Origin of the sequence: Streptomyces sp. NPDC008001, from assembly GCF_042958085.1 — a bacterium.
In the GTDB taxonomy this organism is placed as follows: domain Bacteria; phylum Actinomycetota; class Actinomycetes; order Streptomycetales; family Streptomycetaceae; genus Streptomyces.
Window position 1 is genome coordinate 16,652 of record NZ_JBIBIZ010000006.1, and the last position, 18,953, is coordinate 35,604.

The following is an 18,953-nucleotide window of genomic DNA, read 5'->3' on the forward strand; positions in this document are numbered from 1 at the left end:
CACCATCCCCGTACCGGGAGGCGTCCATGTCCGATTCGGCGCAGCAGACCCCGTACACCACGAACAACGTCGGCATCCCCGTCGAGAGCGACGAGCACTCGCTCACCGTGGGCGACACCGGCCCCATCCTGCTCCAGGACCACTATCTGATCGAGAAGATGGCCCAGTTCAATCGCGAACGGGTCCCCGAACGGGTGGTCCACGCCAAGGGCGGCGGGGCGTACGGCACGTTCCGCGTGACCAGCGACGTCAGCCAGTACACGAAGGCGGACCTCTTCCAGCCGGGCCGCAGCACGCAGATGCTGGCCCGCTTCTCGACCGTCGCCGGCGAGCAGGGCAGCCCGGACACCTGGCGCGATCCGCGCGGCTTCGCGCTGAAGTTCTACACCGAGCACGGCAACTACGACCTGGTCGGCAACAACACCCCGGTCTTCTTCGTCCGTGACCCGCAGAAGTTCCAGGACTTCATCCGCTCGCAGAAGCGCCGCCTCGACAACGGCCTCCGCGACAACGACATGCAGTGGGACTTCTGGACCCTCTCCCCCGAGTCCGCCCACATGGTCACGTGGCTGATGGGCGACCGCGGCGTCCCGCGCACCTGGCGGAACATGAACGGCTACGGCTCGCACACCTACATGTGGGTGAACCGGGGCGGCGAGAAGTTCTGGATCAAGTACCACATCAAGACGGACCAGGGCATCGAGTTCTTCACGCAGTCGGAGGCCGACCGGATGGCGGCCGAGGACGCCGACTTCCACCGGCGCGACCTCTTCGACGCCATCAAGGGCGGCAACGCCCCGTCGTGGACGATGTACGTCCAGGTGATGCCGTTCGACGACGCGCCGGACTACCGCTTCAACCCCTTCGACCTCACCAAGGTGTGGCCGCACGGCGACTACCCGCTGATCGAGGTCGGCCGGATGACGCTCGACCGCAACCCCGAGGACTTCTTCGTCCACATCGAGCAGGCCGCCTTCGAGCCGTCGAACCTGGTGCCGGGCATCGGCCCGTCGCCGGACAAGATGCTGCTGGGCCGGCTGTTCTCCTACCCGGACACGCACCGCTACCGCATCGGCCCGAACTACGCCCAGCTCCCGCCGAACCGCCCGCACTCGTCCGTCCGTTCGTACGCGAAGGACGGTCCGATGCGCTACGAGCCGGCGAACGTCGCGCGCCCGTACGCCCCCAACTCCTACGGCGGCCCCGCCGCCGACACCCACCGCTTCGGCGACACCGCCGGCTGGTACGCGGCGGGCGAGATGGTCCGCGAGGCGTACAAGCTGCACCGCGAGGACGACGACTGGGGCCAGGCGGGCACGATGGTCCGCAAGGTGCTGGACGACGCCGCGCGCGACCGCCTCGTCTCCAACGTCACGGGCCACGTGAGCAACGGCGTGAGCCGGCCGGTCCAGGAGAGAGCCCTGCAGTACTGGCGGAACATCGACAAGGAGATCGGCGACCGCATCGCGACGAAGGTCAACGGCGGCTGAGCGGTCTCCCCTACGGGGCGTAGCCCGAGAGGACGGTGCCGTCGGGGTAGGCCAGGAAGACGACCTGCCCCACGGCCAGGGCCTGCGGTACCTCCCGGGACCGGGACCACGTGTGACCGGTGTACTGCTTGCCGTCCCCGAGCCGCGCCCCGCGGTCCAGGCCGTGGGGGTAGAGCTCGTCGTTCGTGACGATCAGCGCGCGGTCCCCGCCCAGCACCGGCAGGCTGCCCTTGCAGTCGTCGGCCCACAGCTGCTCCCCGGAGGCGAGGTCGTAGCCGGCGAGTCCGCGGTCGCCCTGGACGACGACCACGCCCCGGTCCCCGACCGCAGGGGGCGCGGTGACCCGGACGTCCGGGGCCAGCACCGTACGCGGCTCCAGGGTGCGTGCGTCGAGGACCTTCACCCCGAGGTCCCCGCGCAGAGCGCAGAGCAGGGCGTCCTTGTGCGCGACGGCGATGGCGCACATGAGGCGGGGGCGGCGGGCCGTCTCCTTGCCGTCGCGGGTGCCGAAGGCGTACGTGGTGGTGTTCGACGACAGGTAGAGCCGGTCGCCGTGCACGAGCAGGCCGCCGAGGTCGCCCTTCTGCTCCGTCTGCCACAGCTGCCGGTGGCCGGCGTCGGTGCGGTGGGCCGTCATGCGGGTGCCCTGCTCGTCCCCGTCGGCGGTCCAGACGGCGTAGAGGACGCCGCCGGACAGCTCCATCGCGCTGAGGAAGGTGCCGGCCGGTGCCGGGACCGACCAGCGCTGCCGTCCATCGGCGGAGCCGACGGCGGTGATGCCGCGGCCCTGGGGCACGTACGCGGTGCCGTCGGCGACGGCCGGGGCGGGCATCGGGGCCCCTGCCCTGCCTTCGGCGGGGATGCTCCACAGCCGCTTGCCCGTCGCCGCGTCCAGCCCTGCGGCGCCGCCGGCGGCGGTGCCGCAGACCAGGACCGGCCCGCTGAGGGCGCAGGCGGTCGCCCCCGTGTCCAGCCGGGTGTTCCACGGCGACCAGCCCGAGGGGCGGGCCGACCGGTCGTGGGCGGCCATGCCGAACTCGCCGCTGTGCCCGGCATTGCCGTAGGGCAGGACCACGCGCGCGGCCTTCGTCCCCGGGGCGTTGGGGGCGGCCGCTGCGTGCGCGGCGCCCTCGGGGGCGTCCTCCCCTCCGCTGAGCTGCGGGAACGCCACCGCCGCCCCGACCGCCGCGGCGACCAGGAACGCGGCCGCGCCCGCGAGCGCGGCCGTACGGCGTGAGCGCCGCGGGGCGGGCGGCGGCACGGGCATCGCGGGGGCGTGCCCCAGCTGGGTGGGGGCGTGCGGGACGAGCGGCGGGCGCGCGGGCCGCTGCGGTGCGGCGGGCCCGGCCGCGGGCGCCGCTTCCGCGCACCGGCGGGCGGCCGCCTCGTGCTCGGCGAGCAGGTCCCGTACCCCGGCCGGCCATGACAGCGGCGGGCCCGCCAGCCGGGCGGCCAGGTCCCGCGGCGCGGGCCGGTCGGCAGGGTCGGGGGCGAGGCAGGCGGTGACGGTCTCGCGCAGGCCGTCCGGGAGGGCGGCGAGGGTGTCCGGATCGGCCTCGGCGCGCGAGATGCGGTAGACGACGGCGGCGAGCTCCTCGTCGTCGAACGGGCCGCGCCCGGTCGCGGCGAAGCACAGCACGGCGCCGAGGCAGAAGACGTCGGTCGCGGCGACCACGGCGCGGCTGCCTTCGAGGTGTTCGGGCGCCATGAAGCCCGGCGTGCCGACGACGAGGCCGGCCGTGGTCAGGGCGGTGGCGTCGAAGGCCTGGGCGATGCCGAAGTCGATGAGCCGCGGTCCGTCCGCCGCGAGGAGGACGTTGCCCGGCTTGAGGTCGCGGTGCAGGACGCGGGCGGCGTGCACGTCGGCGAGCGCCTGCGCGAGGCCCGCGCCCAGGGCGCGCACGGCGTCGGCGGGCAGCGGGCCCGTCCGGGCGACCGCCTCCGCCAGCGAGGGGCCCGCGACGTACTCGGTGGCGAGCCAGGGCAGTGCGGCGTCGGCGTCGCCGTCCACGAGGGCGGCCGCGTACGGGCTGCGGACCGCGCGGGCGGAGTCGATCTCCCGGCGGAAGCGGGTACGGAACTCCGCTGTGAGATCGAGGTCCTGGCGGACCGTCTTGACGGCGACGAGCCCGCCGGGCGCGTCCGTGCGGCGCGCGAGGTACACCTCGCCCATGCCGCCCGAGCCGAGCGTGCCCAGCAGGCGGTACGGGCCGGCCGTGCGCGGCGGCCCGGTGAGTGGTTCCGGCACCTGTTTCCCCTAGTGCGGCAGTGCGACCGAGCGGATGGCGCCCTGGTCGTAGACGATGTGGACGACGTCGCCGGCGGGCAGGGCGAAGGGTGGCCGCACGGACCGGGCGATGTCGACGCCGTTCTTCTTGTTGTAGTCGGGCTCCGGGCGGTCGCCGGGGGCGCCCTCGACGGCGGTCGCGCGGCCGGTGCCCGTGCCGAACGGGGCCTGCACGAGCGCGGTGTTGGTGGCGAACACGACCTGGTCGCCGATGATCAGCGGCGCGGACGCGAGGGTCCGGGGGAAGGGCGCCTCGGACTTCGGCAGCGTGCGGACCGCCTCGGGTGTGCGGCCGCTGCGGTCGATGACGAGCAGGCGCGAGGCGGTGTCGTCCACGCCGACGACGTACTTGTCGTTGGCGGCCGTGATCCGCGGGTCGCGCCGGACGGTGCCCTCCGGAAGCGGCACGTCCGCACCCGCGGCGAGGCTGCGTGCGTCGAGCTGGTGCAGCTTCAGGGCGCGGTCGCTGTGCTCGCCGCACAGCACGGAGACGCCCTGCACGAACAGTTCGGCACAGCCGCGCGGGACGGGCTCCGTCTCGCCGCGCTCGTCGCCGGTGGCCGCGTCGTACGCGCTCACCCCGCGCTCGGCGCGCGCGTAGACGACCCCGTCCTTGGCGGCCACGGGGGAGAAGTCCTGCTGGAAGGCGCGGGCGAGCCGGACGTTCGCGAGACGCTTGTGCCACAGTTCGCGGCCGTCGGAGAGGTCGTACGCGTAGAGGTCGTATCCCTGGCCGGAGACGGAGACGCCCACGAAGGCGCGGCCGTCCACGACGAGCGGCTTGCCCTTGAACGAGTTGCCGTCGGGGTGGCGCTTCTCCCAGCGCACGGTGCCGGTCGCCGCGTCCCGCGCCTGGATCCGGCCCCCGGCCGCGACGACGGCCGTGCCGCCCCGGACCGCGGGCGGCAGGCCGCCGCCGGGGATCATGATCAGGCCGGTGGGGCTGATCATGGCCGTGGTCCCGGCCTGGTGCGGGTCTCCGACCGGGTCGTACCGCCACAGCTGCTTGCCGTCCTTGGCGCCGACGGCCTCGTAGGAGCCGTCCACGAGCTGGCAGACGAGGGCGGTCTTGTCGGCGGCGCAGCCGAGGGGGCCCTTGGAGAGCTTGCCGGACCAGTCGTGCCAGCCGGTGGGGCGGGCGGTCGCCGTTCCGGAGAGCGCGCCCGCGCCGTCGGGGCCGCCCGTCTCGTCGACACCGTCCTGCCCGGCCGCGGGGGCCTTGCCGGCCGCGGCGGCTTCCGGCTTCTCCGGCTTCCCGGCGGCACCGCCGCCGTCGGAGCGGGTGCCCGCGTAGATGCCGAAGACGGCCGCGGCCCCGACGACACAGGCGGCGAGCCCGGCGAGGCCGAGCTTGACCGCGGTACGGGGGCGGCTTGAGGGCGACGCCTGGACCGCCGGGGGGTACGGGGCGCCGATCGTCGGCACGTTGTGCGGGGAGGCGTGGCCGCCCGGGACGACCGGCCCTGGCGTTGCCGGACGCCCTCCGGGCCGGTTGGGCACCGCCGGATATCCGGCGGGGGGCTGATCGTCGTCGCGGCGGAAAGAGTTGACCGCAGCAGGCGCCCCATCACCATGCCGGCCCGGCACCGCCGGAGACCCCGCCAGGGGCTGATCAGCGTCGCGGCGGAAACCAGCGGCCGCAGTCCCCGGAGCCGCAAGCTCGAAGTCGCCGCCACGGCGTTCAGCCCCCGCGGCGGAACCCGGCGGTGCCAGGCCCTCCTCGGGCCGGGCCGGGGCCGGTGCGCGGGTGTCGGCCCGGTGGTTGTTCGTTGCCGGGCTCAGCGCAGCCGATCGGGTGCGGTCCTCCGCGATCCGGTCCCGGATGGCGGGCGGCCAGTCGAAGGCGCCTTCCTCCGGCGCGCCGAGGCGAGCCGCCAGCGTGGCCGTGTCCGGGCGGGCGGCCGGGTCGGGGTGCAGACAGTCCGCGAGGATGCCCCGCAAGGGTTCCGGCACGGCCGTCAGGTCGGCCTTCGCCTGCGAGACGCGGTGGAGGACGGCGACGAGCGGCCCGTCCCCGAAGGGGTTCTCGCCGGTCGCGGCGTAGCAGAGCACGGAGGCGAGGCAGAAGACGTCCGAGGCGGCGACGACGTGCCGGCCGCCCTTCAGGTGCTCGGGGGACATGAAGCCGGGCGTGCCGACCATGAGCCCGGTGCCGGTGAGGGTGGTGGCGTCGGGCGCGCGGGCGACGCCGAAGTCGATGAGCCGGGGGCCATCGGCGGCCAGCAGGACGTTGCCAGGCTTGAGGTCGCGGTGGAGCGCGGGCGCGGCGTGGACGGCGTGGAGGGCCCGTACGAGGTGGGCGCCCAGGGCCCGGACGGTGCCGGCCGGGAGGGGCCCGGCGAGGGCGACGGCCTCGGCGAGCGTCGGCCCGGGCGCGTACTCGGTGGCGAGCCACGGCAGGTCGGCGTCGGCGTCGCCGCCGGTCAGCCGGGCGACGTGGGGGCTGGTGACGGACCGGGCGACGGCGATCTCGCGCCGGAACCGGGCCCGGAACCCGGCCCGGCCGGCGAGCTCGGCGCGGACGGTCTTCACGGCGACCAGGCCCTCGGGGCCGCGGGCGAGGTGGACCTCACCCATGCCGCCGGAGCCGAGCCGGGCGAGGAGCTCGTAGGGTCCGATCCGCGGCGGCGTCGCGTCTCGCAACGGCTCCAGCACGGCCATGTTTTCGAGTCCCCCCGGACAACTCAGGTACCGAGGTACCAAAAACCCCGGCCGCTCCCCTGATTTCTTGCGAGGAGACCCCCAGCGTTCAAGCCGGGGAGGAATCGCATCCGGGTGTTGCGGCGTTGAGCATCGCCGCATCCGGCTTCAGGGCGCGGAGCTCTCGCGCCGCCGTCAGGCGTCGCCGGACGAAGCGAACGCATGTGCCCATCGTAGCCGGTTGGGGTGCCGACTGTGAGATCGGGTACATGCGTGCGGCGGTCGTGCGTACGGTCCTTCAGAGGACGGGAGATGCCGTGGATCCCGATCAAGAGCTGTGGGGGGATGGTGCCGGTGGGGGCAACTGCGGAGGGTGGGTGTGCCCGCTACACGTACCGGCTTCGTGTGTCGTCCGTCGCCGGTACCGCCCTGGCGGCGGAGTGGGACCGGTGCCGGTGGGTGTGGAACGAATGTGTCGCCAAGTCCAAGGCCGTACACCTGCGCAACAAGGCCACCGGCCGGAAGGCCACGTGCGGCCCGGCTCAGCTGGACAAGCTGCTGACCGAGGCGCGCCGGTCGATGTCCTGGCTGCGCGAGGGTTCCAGCGTTACTCAGCAGCAGATCATCCGGGACTTCGGCAAGTCCCGCGCCAAGGCGCACAAGGACATCCGTGCGCGGCTGCCGATGCGCCAGCGAGCCGGGATGCCGCGCTGGAAGACCAAGCGCGACGCCCTGCCGTCCCTGAACTACACCCGGCGCGGATTCCGGCTGAACGGTGGCCGTCTGCACCTGGCGGGCGGGATCGTGCTGACCGTGGTGTGGTCGCGGGGCCTGCCGACTGAGCCGTCATCGGTGCGCGTCTACCGTGACAACCTCGGCCACTGGTACGCCAGTTTCGTCGTCCCCACCCAGTCCGAGCCGCTGCCCGGGACCGGGTGTGTGATCGGCGTGGACTGGGGCGTCAAGGAGACCGCTACCACCACGTCCGACGCGCACGATCTCCCACACGCCGGGCACGGCAAGAGGGCCGCTGCCAAGCTGGCCCGGTACGACCGGATGATGGCCCGCCGCAAGCCGAAGAAGGGGCAGCCCGGATCGAAGGGCTACCGCGAGGCCAAGCGGCTGCGCGCCAAGGTCTGCAAGAAGGTCGCGAGACAGCGTGAGGACACGAGTCGCAAGTGGGCCAAAAAGGTTGTTCGCGATCACGACGCCATCGCTGTGGAGGACTTCCGTCCGAAGTTCCTGGCCAGGACAACGATGGCCCGTAAGGCCGCCGACGCCGCCATCGGCGCCACCAAGCGCGCCTTGATCGAGATGGGCCGCAAGCACGGGCGGGACATCCGCCTGGTACACCCCGCGTACACCACGATGGACTGCGCGCACTGCGGAGCGAGAGCCAAGCACGCACTGCCGTTGGGTGAGCGCATCTACACCTGCACCGCATGCGGAGCCGTGTCACCACGGGACAAGAACTCCGCACACGTGATGCTCATCCGGGCTGGTCTCAACCCGGCTGGTGCTGATGGCGCAAGACCTCCCGGAGCACTGCTACGGGAGGCGGCCTGAGCCAGGAATCCCCTCCCTTCAGGGAGGGGAGGATTCAACCTACACAGAGGGTGCGGTTCCTCAGTCGCGGATCGGCGCGCGGCTTCCGTTGGGCTCCAGTCCGCCGCCACCGGTGGCGGGCGGGACGCTCGGCGGCTTGCTGCTCGGCGTGATCGGCGGCACCGGCGGCCGCGAGGACGGCGGGGCGGACGACGGGCCGCGGGACGGCTGGCGCGAGGCCGAGGACGACGGCGACTGCGAGGGCCGGGAGGCCGACGGCGACGGGCTGTGCGACGCGGGCGCGGAGGGGCTGGACGAGGCGGGCGGGCCGGGGATGACCGGGACCGTCGTGCTCATGTCCGTGTCGAGGTCGAACTGCTCGGCGTCGGAGTCCCCGAGGGCGTCGGCGGTGTAGGCGGCCCAGATCCTGGCCGGGTACGTGCCACCGTTGACACGGCCGTTGCCGCCGGTGCCCTTGAGGGTGACCTGCTTGCCGCCCTCGCCCTCGCCGAACAGGCCGACGGCGGTGACCAGGTCGGGGGTGTAGCCGGTGAACCAGGCGGACTTGTTGTCGTCGGAGGTGCCGGTCTTGCCCGCGACCGGGCGGCCGACGCTCTGCACGACCGAGGCCGTACCGTCGTCGACCACGCCCTTGAGGACGGTGGTGACGCCGTCGGCGGTGTTCCGCGAGATCGCGTCGCCGCCGACCGGGTTGTCGAGCGACAGGTCCTTGCCGTTCTGGGAGGCCGCCTTGATGATCGAGGGCGTGACCTTCTTGCCGTGGTGGGCGAGGGTCGCGTAGACGCCGGCCATGTGCAGCGGGCTGTTGCCCATGGAGCCGAGCGACATGGCGGGCTTCTCCACGAAGTCCTTGACCTTGCCGTTCATGCCCATGTCGACGGCGGTCTTCTTCACCTCGGACAGGCCGACGTCGATGGCCATCTGCGCGAAGACGGAGTTGACCGAGTCGTTCATGGCCTTCTGCACGGGGATCATGCCGTGCGAGTAGCCGTCCTCGTTCTCCGGGGCGAAGTGCTCGTCGGTGCCGGTGACGGGGCGCTCGGAGGTGGAGTCGTAGAGCGTGCCGGCGTTGATGCGCACCTTGTTCTGGGTGGTCGACTTGTTCTCCAGCGCCGACGCGAAGATCAGCGGCTTGAAGGTCGAGGCGACCTGGTAGTCCTCGCGGGTGGCGTTGTTCGTCCAGTGCTGGAGGGCGTCGGTGCCGCCGTAGAGGGCGACGACCTTGCCGGTCTTCGGATCGACGGACGCTGCGCCGACCTGGACGTTCTTGTCGACCGCGCGGGCCTTGGGGTCGAGGTCGTCGAGGAGCTTGTCCTTGACGGCCTTCTCCAGGGCCTTCTGCTTCTTGTTGTCGATGCTGAGGGTGATCGTCCAGCCGCCGGCGTCGAGGTCGCTCTCGGGGCGGCCGTCCTTGACCAGCTTCCTGCGCATCTCGGCCTTGGCGGCCTCGATCAGATAGCCGTTCTGACCGGTGAGGCCCTTGGGGGCCGGCGGCTTGCCGGGCTCCTTGAACTGCATCGTGGCGCGCTTGTCCTTGTCGAGCCACTTCTGCTCGACCATCTTGTCCAGGACGTAGTTCCAGCGGGCCTTGGCGTTCTCCTTGCCCGCCGGGGTGGCCACCGACCAGTCGTACTGGCTGGGGGCCTGGAGCAGCGCGGCGAGGTAGGCGCCCTCCTCCAGGCTGAGCTTGTCGACGTCCTTGTTGTAGTACGCGCGGGAGGCGGCCTGGATGCCGTAGGCGCCGCGGCCGTAGAAGCTGGTGTTCAGGTAGCCCGCGAGGATCTCCTCCTTGGACTTCTCCTTCTGCACCTTGAGGGAGATGACCAGTTCCTTCACCTTGCGGGTGACGGTCTGGCGCTGGTCCAGGTAGTAGTTCTTCACGTACTGCTGGGTGATGGTCGAACCACCCTGCTTGCCGCGGCCCATCACGGTGTTGAGGATGCCGCGCGCGGTGCCCTTGAGGTCGACGCCGGGGTCCGTGTAGAAGTTCTTGTTCTCGGCGGCGACGACGGCGTGCTGGACGTCGAGCGGGATCTTGTTGAGGTCCACCTCTTGGCGGTTGACGTCGCCGCTACGGGCGATGACCTTGCCGTCGGCGTCCTTGAAGACGTTGCTCTGCAGCTTGGCCTGGCTGTTGCCCTTGGGGACGTCCACGTACATGTAGAGCGCCACGCAGGCCCCCGCCCCGAGAGCGATGAGCGCCACGAAGTAGGCGAGCAGCTTCTTCCACGTGAAGAAGCGGCGTATGCCGCCGCTCTTCCCAGGTTTCTTGGGCTTCTTGCCCTTTGCTGTGCGGGTGCTCTTCTGCGCCCGTCGCGCGTCCGCTCGGCCCATCTCTCCCGTAGCTCCAGTCTTTCCGCCCCCAACCCAGCTCATGAAGCTAACACCGCAACTGTCACCAAACGCCCATTGATCAAGGCTTTGGGGCACGTGACATACAGCACCCCGGCTGGCGGGAACCGGGTGCGGCGCAGTGCGGGAAACCGTACAGTGCGCCGGTTCCATCAAGATCACGCCACCTCTACACGGTGGGTATACACACGATGTATACCCACCGTGTACAGTCCCCGGCATGTCCATTGGTCACACTCTGCTCGCGCTCCTGGAATCCGGCCCGCGCCACGGTTACGACCTCAAGCGCGCCTTCGACTCCCGCTTCGGCCAGGACCGGCCGCTCCACTACGGCCAGGTCTACGCGACGATGTCGCGGCTGCTGAAGAACGGCCTGGTGGAGGTCGACGGGATCGAGCACGGCGACGGCCCCGAGCGCAAGCGCTACGCCATCACCGACGCGGGCATCACGGACGTGGCGCGCTGGCTCGCCGAGCCCGAGAAGCCCGAGCCCTACCTGCAGTCCGTCCTCTACACCAAGGTCGTCGTGGCCCTGCTGACCGGCCGCGACGCGGACGCCCTGCTGGACGCCCAGCGCACCGAGCACCTGCGGCTGATGCGCGAGCTCACCCGGCGCAAGGTGAGCGGCGACCTCGCGGACCAGCTGATCTGCGACCACGCCCTCTTCCATCTGGAGGCCGACCTGAGATGGCTGGAAATCACCGCTGCGCGGCTCGACCAGCTGGCGACGGCGGTGCGCCCGTGATCCCCTCCGGCTCCCTGCTCGCCGCGACCGGGCTGCACAAGGCGTACGGCCCGACGACCGCGCTGGCCGGGGCGGACTTCTCGGTCCACCCCGGTGAGGTCGTCGCCGTCATGGGCCCCTCGGGCTCCGGCAAGTCGACCCTGCTGCACTGCCTGGCCGGGATCGTCCGGCCCGACGCCGGCACGGTCCGCTACGGCGCGCGCGAGCTGTCGCGGCTGTCCGACGGCGAGCGCAGCGCGCTGCGGCGCGGTGAGTTCGGCTTCGTGTTCCAGTTCGGCCGGCTGGTGCCGGAGCTGACCTGCGTGGAGAACGTGGCGCTGCCGCTGCGGCTGAGCGGCGTCAAACGCAAGGAGGCCGAGCGGCAGGCCGAGCGGTGGCTGGAGCGGCTGGAAGTCGCCGACGCCCGCGGCAAGCGGCCCGGCGAGGTCTCCGGCGGCCAGAGCCAGCGCGTGGCCGTGGCCCGCGCGCTGGTGACCACCCCGCGCGTGATCTTCGCGGACGAGCCGACCGGCGCCCTGGACTCCCTGAACGGAGAGCGCGTCATGCAGCTGCTGTGCGAGGCCGCGCGCGAGACCCGCGCCGCCGTCGTCCTCGTCACCCACGAGGCGCGCGTCGCCGCGTACTCGGACCGCGAGGTCGTCATCCGCGACGGCAAGGCGCGCGACATGGCGGGGGCGGGGCTGTCGTGAAGGGGTCCGAGGGAGACAAGGGAACGAACAAATCCAGCCACGAGGACGAGGCTCCGCGCCCCGGCCGCGGGCCCGCCGACCGGCCCACCGGCCCCACCGGCGCCGCCGCCTGGCTCCGCGACCTCGGCATGGGCGCGCGCTTCCTGGTCACCGGCGGGCGCGAGGGCCTGCTGCGGGCCGTCCTCACCGCGCTCGCCGCCGGCCTCGGCGTGGCCGTGCTGGCCATTGCGGCGTCCGTGCCGCAGATGCTGGCCGAGCGCCACCACCGCACGGTGGCCCGCCAGGTGGACACGCCGCTGGAGTTCGAGCGGTCGGCCCGCGAGATACCGAAGGGCAGCGGCACGCTGCTCTACCGCGACGCGGCCACCGACTTCCACGACAAGAAGGCCGGCGGCGCGCTGCTGCGCCCCGAAGGCCCCGGCGCCCCCGTGCCGCCCGGCGTGGCGAGCCTGCCCCGGCCGGGCGAGATGGTCGTCTCCCCCGCGCTCGGCGCGCTCCTGGAGTCCGACGCCGGAAAGCTCCTGCGCGACCGGCTCCCCTACCGGACCGTGGGCACCATCGCCCCCTCCGGCCTCATCGGCCCCAGCGAGCTCCTCTTCTACGCGGGCAGCGACCGGCTCACGCCCGGCAACGGCGCCGTACGCATCGACCACTTCGGCTACGAGGCCTCGGACGTGCCCGTCGACGGCCGGCTCGTGGTCCTGCTCGTCATGGTCTGCGTGATCCTGCTGCTGCCGGTCGGCGTCTTCATCTCCACCGCCGTCCGGTTCGGCGGCGAGGGCCGGGACCGGCGGCTGGCCGCCCTGCGGCTCGTCGGCGCGGACGGCGCGGCGGTCCGGCGGATCGCCGCGGGTGAGGCGCTGTGCGCAGCGCTGCTCGGCCTGCTGGTGGGAGCGGGGCTCTTCCTCTCCGTCCGGGGGCTCGCGGCCCACGTCACGGTCCGCGAGGTCACCGTCTTCCCTTCGGACATGACCCCGAGCCCGGCGGCCGCCGCGCTGATCGCCGTCGCGGTGGCCGCACTGGCCGTCGTGGTGACCCTCTCCGCGCTGCGCCGCGTGACCGTCGAGCCGCTCGGCGTCGTCCGCGGCGCGCCGGCCCGGCGGCGCAGGCTGTGGTGGCGGCTGCTGATCCTCGCCGCGGGTCTCGCGCTGCTGGTCCCGAGCGTGCTGACGGTCGTCCGGAGCCCCTTCTACGGGCCGGAGGAGACGGCCGTCGCGGCTGCCGGTGCGGCGCTGCTGCTGATCGGGGTCGCCACCGTCCTGCCGTGGCTGGTCGAGGCGTGCGTCGCCCGCCTCCGGGGCGGGCCGCTGCCCTGGCAGCTGGCGACGCGCCGGCTGCAGGCCAACAGTGGCACGGCCGCGCGGGCGGTCAGCGGCATCACGGTCGCCGTGGCCGGGGCCGTCGCCGTCCAGATGGTGATCGCCGGCATGCAGGGCGACTACGACGAGCCCGGCGGGAGCGTCGAGAGCTGGTCCCAGCTGCAGGCCTCGTACCGCCCGGGGTCGGCGGAGGAGGTCCGCGCGTGGGCCGGCAAGTTCCGGTCCACGCCCGGTGTGCGGGACGCCACCGCCTTCGTGGAGCAGTACGCGACCGCCGCCGGCCGCAAGAACGGCGTCACGACGGTGCACGTCGCCGACTGTTCCCTCCTGCGCACCCTGGCGAAGATCGACTCGTGCCGGGAGGGCGACGTCTTCGTGGCAGAGGAGGCGGGCGGCCCGGCCGGCACCGCACGCCGCTTCGGGCCGGGCACGCAGCTGACGATGGACGGCTTCGAGCAGGCGAAGGCACGCGGGATTCCCGCCTACCGGTGGACGGTTCCGGCGTCCGCGAAGGTCGTGGAGACCCGCCCCTCCCCGACCGGCGAGCATGAGGACGGCATCCTGGCCACCCCCTCCGCCATCGACGCCCGGGCGATCCCGGACGCCCGGACGACGGTGCTGGCGCGCGTCGACCCCGCCGACCGCGACGATTCCGTCGAGCGGTTCCGCAACACCGCCGCGGGCATCGATCCGGGCATGCGCGTCTGGCGCCGGGGCGGTGTGGTGAAGGAGAACTACTTCACGGGCATCGAGGAGGGGCTGACGACCGGCGCGGTCTGCGTGCTCGTGCTGATCGCGCTGAGCATGCTCGTCGGCACGCTGGAGCAACTGCGCGAGCGCAGGCGCGCGTTGTCGGTGCTCGTCGCCTGCGGGACGAGCCGCGCGACGATCGCCTGGTCGGTGCTGTGGCAGACGGCGATCCCCGTGGTCCTGGGCATGGTGCTGGCCGTCGGGAGCGGGCTCGGCCTGGGGCGGCTGCTGCTCGCGCTGGCCGGGGACCCGGTCCGTGACTGGTTCGCCTTCGTGCCCCTGGTCTGCGCGGGAGCCGGGATGGTCGCCCTCGTCACCGTGCTGTGCCTGCCGGCGCTGTGGCGGCTGACGCGGACGGACGGGCTACGAACGGAATAGCCCCTTCCGCCTCCCCCGGGGCCCGGCCGGCCGCAGGACACTGCGAGCGGGCCGGGCCCCGGGGGCTGCCCGTTCACTGCGTGGCGATGCGCACCGGCAGCTTCCGCAGCTCCTTGCGGAGCGCCTCCGCGAACTGCGCGAACTCCTCCTGCCGCGCGGCGCCCGTCCGCATCGCCAGGGCGATCCTGCGCGAGGGCACCGGATCGGCGAACGAGCCGGTGGCGAGCTGGGCGTTGCGCTCGGTCTCGACGCGTAGGGCCGTGCGCGGCAGCAGGGTGACGCCCATGCCGCCGCCGACCAGCTGGACGAGCGTGGACAGCCCCGCCGCGCTGGTCGTACCGGCCGCGCCGGACGTGCGGCCGACCTCGCGGCAGATGTCGAGGGCCTGGTCGCGCAGGCAGTGGCCCTCGTCCAGGAGGAGCAGGTCGAGCTCGCGCAGCGCCTCGCGCGGGATGTCGCCGCGCCCGGCGAGCCAGTGGTCGCGGGGCATGACGAGCACGAAGTCCTCGTCGAAGAGGGGAAGTTCGGCGATGCCGGGCACGCCGAGCGGCACGGCGAGCAGCAGCAGGTCGAGCCGCCCCTGGGTGAGGCCGTCGAGCAGCGAGGACGTCTGCTCCTCGTGGACCTGCAGGTCGAGGTCCGGGTAGGCGTCGCGGACGAGGCGCAGGACGGTCGGCAGGAGGTACGGCGCGACGGTCGGGATCACGCCGAGGCGCAGGACGCCGGTGAAGGGCGCGCGGGCCGCGTCGGCCTCCTCCATGAGCCCGGCCACGGCGTCGAGGACGGTGCGGGCGCGTACGGCCAGCCGCTCGCCCGCGGGACTGAGCAGCACTTTTCTCGTCGTACGCTCAAGGAGCTGCACGTCGAGGACCTCCTCCAGCGCGGAGACGGCGCCGGAGAGCGCGGGCTGGCTCATCCCGAGCGCCGTGGCGGCGTCACGGAAGTGCAGGTGCTCCGCGACGGCGACGAAGGCCCGGAGCTGGGCGAGGCTGGGCTGGCGCGGGCGGCTGCCCGCCGGGGTTATGGCAGGAACTGCCGGTGCGGACGACATTTGATAGGCACCTCCGATCAACATCACCTAGTCTAGCTATTTCCGTTATCAATGGCTCCTGTGGCAGGGTGGCTCATGTCCAACCCCGAAGGAAGCTCCTGACAGGGAGCTCCCTGTTCGCTGCAAGGAGAGCGCGTGCTCACTGTCGGTGACAAGTTCCCCGAGTTCGACCTGACCGCTTGTGTGGACCTCGACGCGGACAAGGCTTTCGCGCAGATCGACAACAAGACCCACGAGGGCAAGTGGAAGGTCGTCTTCTTCTGGCCCAAGGACTTCACCTTCGTCTGCCCGACCGAGATCGCCGCCTTCGGTCAGCTGAACGACGAGTTCGCCGACCGCGACGCCCAGATCCTCGGCGTCTCCGGTGACTCCGAGTTCGTGCACCACGCCTGGCGCAAGGACCACAAGGACCTGCGCGACCTGCCCTTCCCGATGCTGGCCGACGCCAAGCACGAGCTGATGCAGGCCTGCGGCGTCGAGGGCGAGGACGGCTACGCCCAGCGCGCCGTCTTCATCGTGGACCCGAACAACGAGATCCAGTTCGTCATGGTGACCGCCGGCTCCGTCGGCCGTAACCCCAAGGAGGTCCTCCGGGTCCTCGACGCCCTGCAGACGGACGAGCTGTGCCCCTGCAACTGGTCCAAGGGCGAGGAGACCCTCGACGCGGTCAAGCTCCTCGCGGGCGAGTGAGCTGATCTCCCATGGCGCTCGATGAGCTGAAGTCCGCCGTACCGGACTACGCCAAGGACCTGAAGCTGAACCTCGGCTCGGTCATCGGCAACTCCGGCCTGCCGCAGCAGCAGCTGTGGGGCACCGTTCTCTCCTGCGCGATCGCGACCCGCTCGCCGATCGTGCTGCGCGAGCTGGAGCCGGAGGCCAAGGCCAACCTGTCGCCGGAGGCGTACACGGCCGCCAAGGCCGCCGCCGCCGTCATGGCGATGAACAACGTCTACTACCGGACCCGGCACCTGCTGTCGGACCCGGAGTACGGCAACCTGCGCGCGGGCCTGCGGATGAACGTCATCGGCAACCCGGGCGTGGAGAAGGTCGACTTCGAGCTGTGGTCGCTGGCCGTCTCGGCCATCAACGGCTGCGGCATGTGCCTCGACTCGCACGAGCAGGTCCTCCGCAAGGCGGGCGTCTCGCGCGAGACGATCCAGGAAGCGTTCAAGATCGCCGCGGTCCTCCAGGCCGTCGGCGCCACCCTGGACGCCGAGCAGGTCCTGGCGGACAACGCCTGATCCGCTCTTCACGTACGTGTGGGCCCCGGCCGTAACGGCCGGGGCCCACACGCATGTGCTCAGCTTCCCGGTTCCCCCGGGGGCGGCCCTTCCGGTGGCGCCGCGGCCAGGGCCCTGTCCCTGGCGTAGGCCCGGAGGTAGCCGACGACCGTGTTGGTGACGGCGGCCAGCGGGACCGCGACCACCGCGCCGCCGATGCCCGCGACCAGCGAGCCCGCGGCGACGGACAGGACCACCGCGAGCGGGTGGACGCGCACCGCGCGGCCGAGGATGAACGGCTGCAGGATGTGGCCCTCGATCTGCTGCACCGCGAGCACCACGATCAGCACCATCAGCGCCGTGAAGACGTCCTTCGTCACCAGCGCCACGACCACCGCGAGCGCGCCCGACACCACGGCGCCGACCAGCGGGATGAAGGCGAACAGGAAGATGAAGACCGCCAGCGGCACCGCCAGCGGCACCTTCAGGAAGAACAGCCCGATGCCGATGAAGATCGCGTCGATCAGGGCCACTATCACCGTGCCCCGCACGTAGGCGGTCAGCGTCGCCCACGCCCGCGGGCCCGCACCCGCCACGCCCTCGCGCGCCGCCGCCGGGAACAGCTTCAGCAGCCACTCCCAGATCCGCGGCCCGTCGTAGAGCAGGAAGAGCGTGCTGAACATCGCCAGCAGGATGCCGGTCAGCACCTCGAGGATCACCTGGACGCCCTCTATGCCGGCGGAGGTGATGTCCTTGGTGTTGGCGCCGATCGCCGTGCTGAGGTTGTCGGCGATGTTGTTGATCTGGTTCTCGGTGACGTGGAACGGGCTGGTGAGCAGCCAGTGCTTCAGGTCCTTGATGCCCTGCTGCACCTGCCGGGACAGATCGTCGAGGTTGTCCGTCACCTGCCACACCACGAACCAGCCGACCAGCCCCATGACGACGAAGCCGGAGATGAAGGTCATGGCCGTGGCGAGCCCGCGGGGCACGCCGCGCCGCTTCAGCCAGGCGACGGTGGGCTGCAGCAGCGCCGTGATCAGCAGGCCGGCGACGAAGGCGAGCACCACCAGGCGGACGGCGCTGATCACCCGCATCAGCACCCAGAGGGTGCCGGCCAGGATCAGCAGCCGCCAGCCGACCTCGGCCGCGACGCGCACGCCCCAGGGGACGGCGGCGACGGGGTCGGGACGCGCCGGGACCGCGGGGGCGTAGCCGGGCGGCGGCGGGACGTGCTCGGGCGCGGGGTCCTCGGCGGGCGCGGGGCGCGCGGCGGAGGACGGCTCTTCGGCTGCCGGGTCCGCGGCGGACGCGGGGGCGCCCGCGGGCGCCGTGCCGGGCCGGCCGGAACGATTCGGCGGGGAGGTGCGTACGGGCTCGGCGGTACCGTCCGGCTCGGGACCGCTGGACGCGGCCGCGCCGGAGGCGCTCGCGCCCTCCGCCTCGGCCGAGCGCTCCTCGAGCCGCCGGGCGAGACGGGTCAGACCCGCCCCCGCACTGCCGACCCATCGTGGCAATCTGGACATTTCTCTTCCTCTACCCCCACTCCCCCGTGGCCAGGGTGAACGTTACCCGTGCCACGCAGCCCGGAAGGACGGCGCGAGCCCCCGGTCCGCTTGGACCGGGGGCTCGCGAAGGCGGGAAGGCGACCGGCGCTACGGCCGGCCGGTGCGCCCTAGTACCACTGGTTGGCCTGCCAGAACGACCAGGCGCCGCAGGGGCTGCCGTAGCGCTCGTTCATGTAGCCCAGGCCCCACTTGATCTGGGTGGCGGGGTTGGTCCGCCAGTCGGCACCGGCCGAGGCCATCTTGGTGCCGGGCAGCGCCTGGACGAGGCCGTAGGCGCCGGAGGAGGCGTTGGTGGCGGTGTAGTCCCAGCTGCTCTCGTTGTTCACGATGTTGCTGAAGCACTGGAACTGATCGCCGGGGATCATCGAGCGGGCCATCGCCTGGACCTCGGCGGTGGAGTAGGAGCCCTTGACGGCGAAGGACGAGGCGTCGCGGGTCGCGGAGCGGCTGCTGACCTGCTCCTTGTCCTCCTTCTCGCGCTCCTTGGCCTTCTCGTCGGCTTCCTTCTTCTTGGCCTCGGCGTCCGCGGCTTCCTTCTTGGCGGTGGCGTCCTCGGCGGCCTGCTTGCGCGCGGCCTCCTCGGCGTCCTTCTTGGCCGCGCTCTCGGCGGCCTCGGACTGCGTGTCCGCCTGCTGGGTCAGGGAAGCGGCCTGTGCCCGGACGTTCTGTCCTGCGGGGATGTCCGCGAGGAGCGTCGTGTCCGCTGCGGTCGCCTCGACCCGGTCGGTGGTGCCCTGGTCATGGCCTGCAGCGACACCTACGACGGCGCCGACGGTGGTGACCGCGGTGGCGGATGCCACGGCGAATCCCCGGACCGAAATCCGGCTCACACGTTTTCCTTCCAGCATCGCCCGCATGGGTGACCTCGCGAGCGCGATCGTGCCCCTGGCGCTGGCCTCCG

General features: G+C 72.4%; 13 protein-coding genes. 7 read left to right on the top strand and 6 right to left on the bottom strand.

The features are described from left to right. The first annotated feature begins 26 nt into the window (after window positions 1–26). A complete protein-coding gene (locus ACFZCD_RS16690) occupies window positions 27–1,490 on the top strand; it encodes a catalase (protein WP_391831372.1) in 1,464 nt (487 codons plus the stop codon). A 10-nt stretch (window positions 1,491–1,500) separates the two neighbouring features. Here the strand turns inward: ACFZCD_RS16690 and ACFZCD_RS16695 are convergent, their stop codons facing one another. Beyond that, window positions 1,501–3,738 carry a protein kinase gene (locus tag ACFZCD_RS16695; RefSeq protein WP_391831374.1) on the bottom strand — a complete coding sequence of 746 codons (2,238 nt, stop codon included), beginning with the start codon at window positions 3,736–3,738 and terminating at the stop codon, window positions 1,501–1,503. 9 nt (window positions 3,739–3,747) lie between these two features. Further along, window positions 3,748–6,438: a PQQ-binding-like beta-propeller repeat protein gene (locus ACFZCD_RS16700; RefSeq protein ID WP_391831376.1), complete on the bottom strand. Its 2,691-nt coding sequence runs from the start codon at window positions 6,436–6,438 to the stop codon at window positions 3,748–3,750. 324 nt (window positions 6,439–6,762) lie between these two features. Here ACFZCD_RS16700 and ACFZCD_RS16705 point away from each other — a divergent pair, with 324 nt between their 5' ends. Further along, window positions 6,763–7,983, top strand: a complete 1,221-nt coding sequence (locus tag ACFZCD_RS16705) for an RNA-guided endonuclease InsQ/TnpB family protein (RefSeq protein WP_391832223.1) — start codon at window positions 6,763–6,765, stop codon at window positions 7,981–7,983. Between the two features lie 60 nt (window positions 7,984–8,043). On the opposite strand, the gene ACFZCD_RS16710 is transcribed toward ACFZCD_RS16705, so the two are convergent. Further along, a complete protein-coding gene (locus tag ACFZCD_RS16710) occupies window positions 8,044–10,317 on the bottom strand; it encodes a transglycosylase domain-containing protein (RefSeq protein WP_391831378.1) in 2,274 nt (757 codons plus the stop codon). A 238-nt stretch (window positions 10,318–10,555) separates the two neighbouring features. Here ACFZCD_RS16710 and ACFZCD_RS16715 point away from each other — a divergent pair, with 238 nt between their 5' ends. The 3 genes from ACFZCD_RS16715 to ACFZCD_RS16725 are packed head-to-tail and all read left to right on the top strand — an operon-like array spanning window position 10,556 to window position 14,216. Continuing rightward, window positions 10,556–11,080 carry a PadR family transcriptional regulator gene (locus ACFZCD_RS16715; RefSeq protein ID WP_391831380.1) on the top strand — a complete coding sequence of 175 codons (525 nt, stop codon included), beginning with the start codon at window positions 10,556–10,558 and terminating at the stop codon, window positions 11,078–11,080. Next, complete coding sequence (locus tag ACFZCD_RS16720) at window positions 11,077–11,769, top strand: ABC transporter ATP-binding protein (RefSeq protein WP_391831382.1); 693 nt, start codon at window positions 11,077–11,079, stop codon at window positions 11,767–11,769. The genes ACFZCD_RS16715 and ACFZCD_RS16720 overlap by 4 nt, the downstream gene beginning before the upstream one ends. Further along, window positions 11,766–14,216 carry an ABC transporter permease gene (locus ACFZCD_RS16725; protein ID WP_391831384.1) on the top strand — a complete coding sequence of 817 codons (2,451 nt, stop codon included), beginning with the start codon at window positions 11,766–11,768 and terminating at the stop codon, window positions 14,214–14,216. The genes ACFZCD_RS16720 and ACFZCD_RS16725 overlap by 4 nt, the downstream gene beginning before the upstream one ends. Before the next feature lie 73 nt (window positions 14,217–14,289). Here ACFZCD_RS16725 and ACFZCD_RS16730 read toward each other — a convergent pair whose 3' ends face one another. Then, the gene (locus ACFZCD_RS16730; protein WP_391831386.1) at window positions 14,290–15,267 is read right to left on the bottom strand and encodes a hydrogen peroxide-inducible genes activator; all 978 of its coding nucleotides are present in this window, start codon (window positions 15,265–15,267) and stop codon (window positions 14,290–14,292) included. A gap of 135 nt (window positions 15,268–15,402) precedes the next feature. On the opposite strand from ACFZCD_RS16730, the gene ACFZCD_RS16735 reads away from it, so the two are divergent. Together ACFZCD_RS16735 and ACFZCD_RS16740 are read left to right on the top strand one after the other, a co-directional pair. Further along, on the top strand, window positions 15,403–15,957 hold the full coding sequence (locus ACFZCD_RS16735; protein WP_030367520.1) for a peroxiredoxin: 555 nt from the start codon (window positions 15,403–15,405) through the stop codon (window positions 15,955–15,957). 11 nt (window positions 15,958–15,968) lie between these two features. Beyond that, a complete protein-coding gene (locus ACFZCD_RS16740) occupies window positions 15,969–16,508 on the top strand; it encodes an alkyl hydroperoxide reductase (protein WP_391831388.1) in 540 nt (179 codons plus the stop codon). A 59-nt stretch (window positions 16,509–16,567) separates the two neighbouring features. Here ACFZCD_RS16740 and ACFZCD_RS16745 read toward each other — a convergent pair whose 3' ends face one another. Continuing rightward, window positions 16,568–18,010 carry an AI-2E family transporter gene (locus ACFZCD_RS16745; protein ID WP_391831390.1) on the bottom strand — a complete coding sequence of 481 codons (1,443 nt, stop codon included), beginning with the start codon at window positions 18,008–18,010 and terminating at the stop codon, window positions 16,568–16,570. Window positions 18,011–18,159: 149 nt separating this feature from the next. Further along, a complete protein-coding gene (locus tag ACFZCD_RS16750; RefSeq protein ID WP_391832225.1) occupies window positions 18,160–18,900 on the bottom strand; it encodes a transglycosylase SLT domain-containing protein in 741 nt (246 codons plus the stop codon). Between the last annotated feature and the right edge of the window lie 53 nt (window positions 18,901–18,953).

Bases quoted from the DNA above. Each gene is read 5' to 3' on its own strand.
- ACFZCD_RS16690 (WP_391831372.1), top strand. From the start codon at position 27: ATGTCCGATTCGGCGCAGCAGACCCCGTACACCACGAACAACGTCGGC.
- ACFZCD_RS16700 (WP_391831376.1), bottom strand. From the start codon at position 6,438: ATGGCCGTGCTGGAGCCGTTGCGAGACGCGACGCCGCCGCGGATCGGA.
- ACFZCD_RS16705 (WP_391832223.1), top strand. From the start codon at position 6,763: ATGGTGCCGGTGGGGGCAACTGCGGAGGGTGGGTGTGCCCGCTACACG.
- ACFZCD_RS16710 (WP_391831378.1), bottom strand. From the start codon at position 10,317: ATGGGCCGAGCGGACGCGCGACGGGCGCAGAAGAGCACCCGCACAGCA.
- ACFZCD_RS16715 (WP_391831380.1), top strand. From the start codon at position 10,556: ATGTCCATTGGTCACACTCTGCTCGCGCTCCTGGAATCCGGCCCGCGC.
- ACFZCD_RS16730 (WP_391831386.1), bottom strand. From the start codon at position 15,267: ATGTCGTCCGCACCGGCAGTTCCTGCCATAACCCCGGCGGGCAGCCGC.
- ACFZCD_RS16740 (WP_391831388.1), top strand. From the start codon at position 15,969: ATGGCGCTCGATGAGCTGAAGTCCGCCGTACCGGACTACGCCAAGGAC.
- ACFZCD_RS16745 (WP_391831390.1), bottom strand. From the start codon at position 18,010: ATGTCCAGATTGCCACGATGGGTCGGCAGTGCGGGGGCGGGTCTGACC.
- ACFZCD_RS16750 (WP_391832225.1), bottom strand. From the start codon at position 18,900: ATGCTGGAAGGAAAACGTGTGAGCCGGATTTCGGTCCGGGGATTCGCC.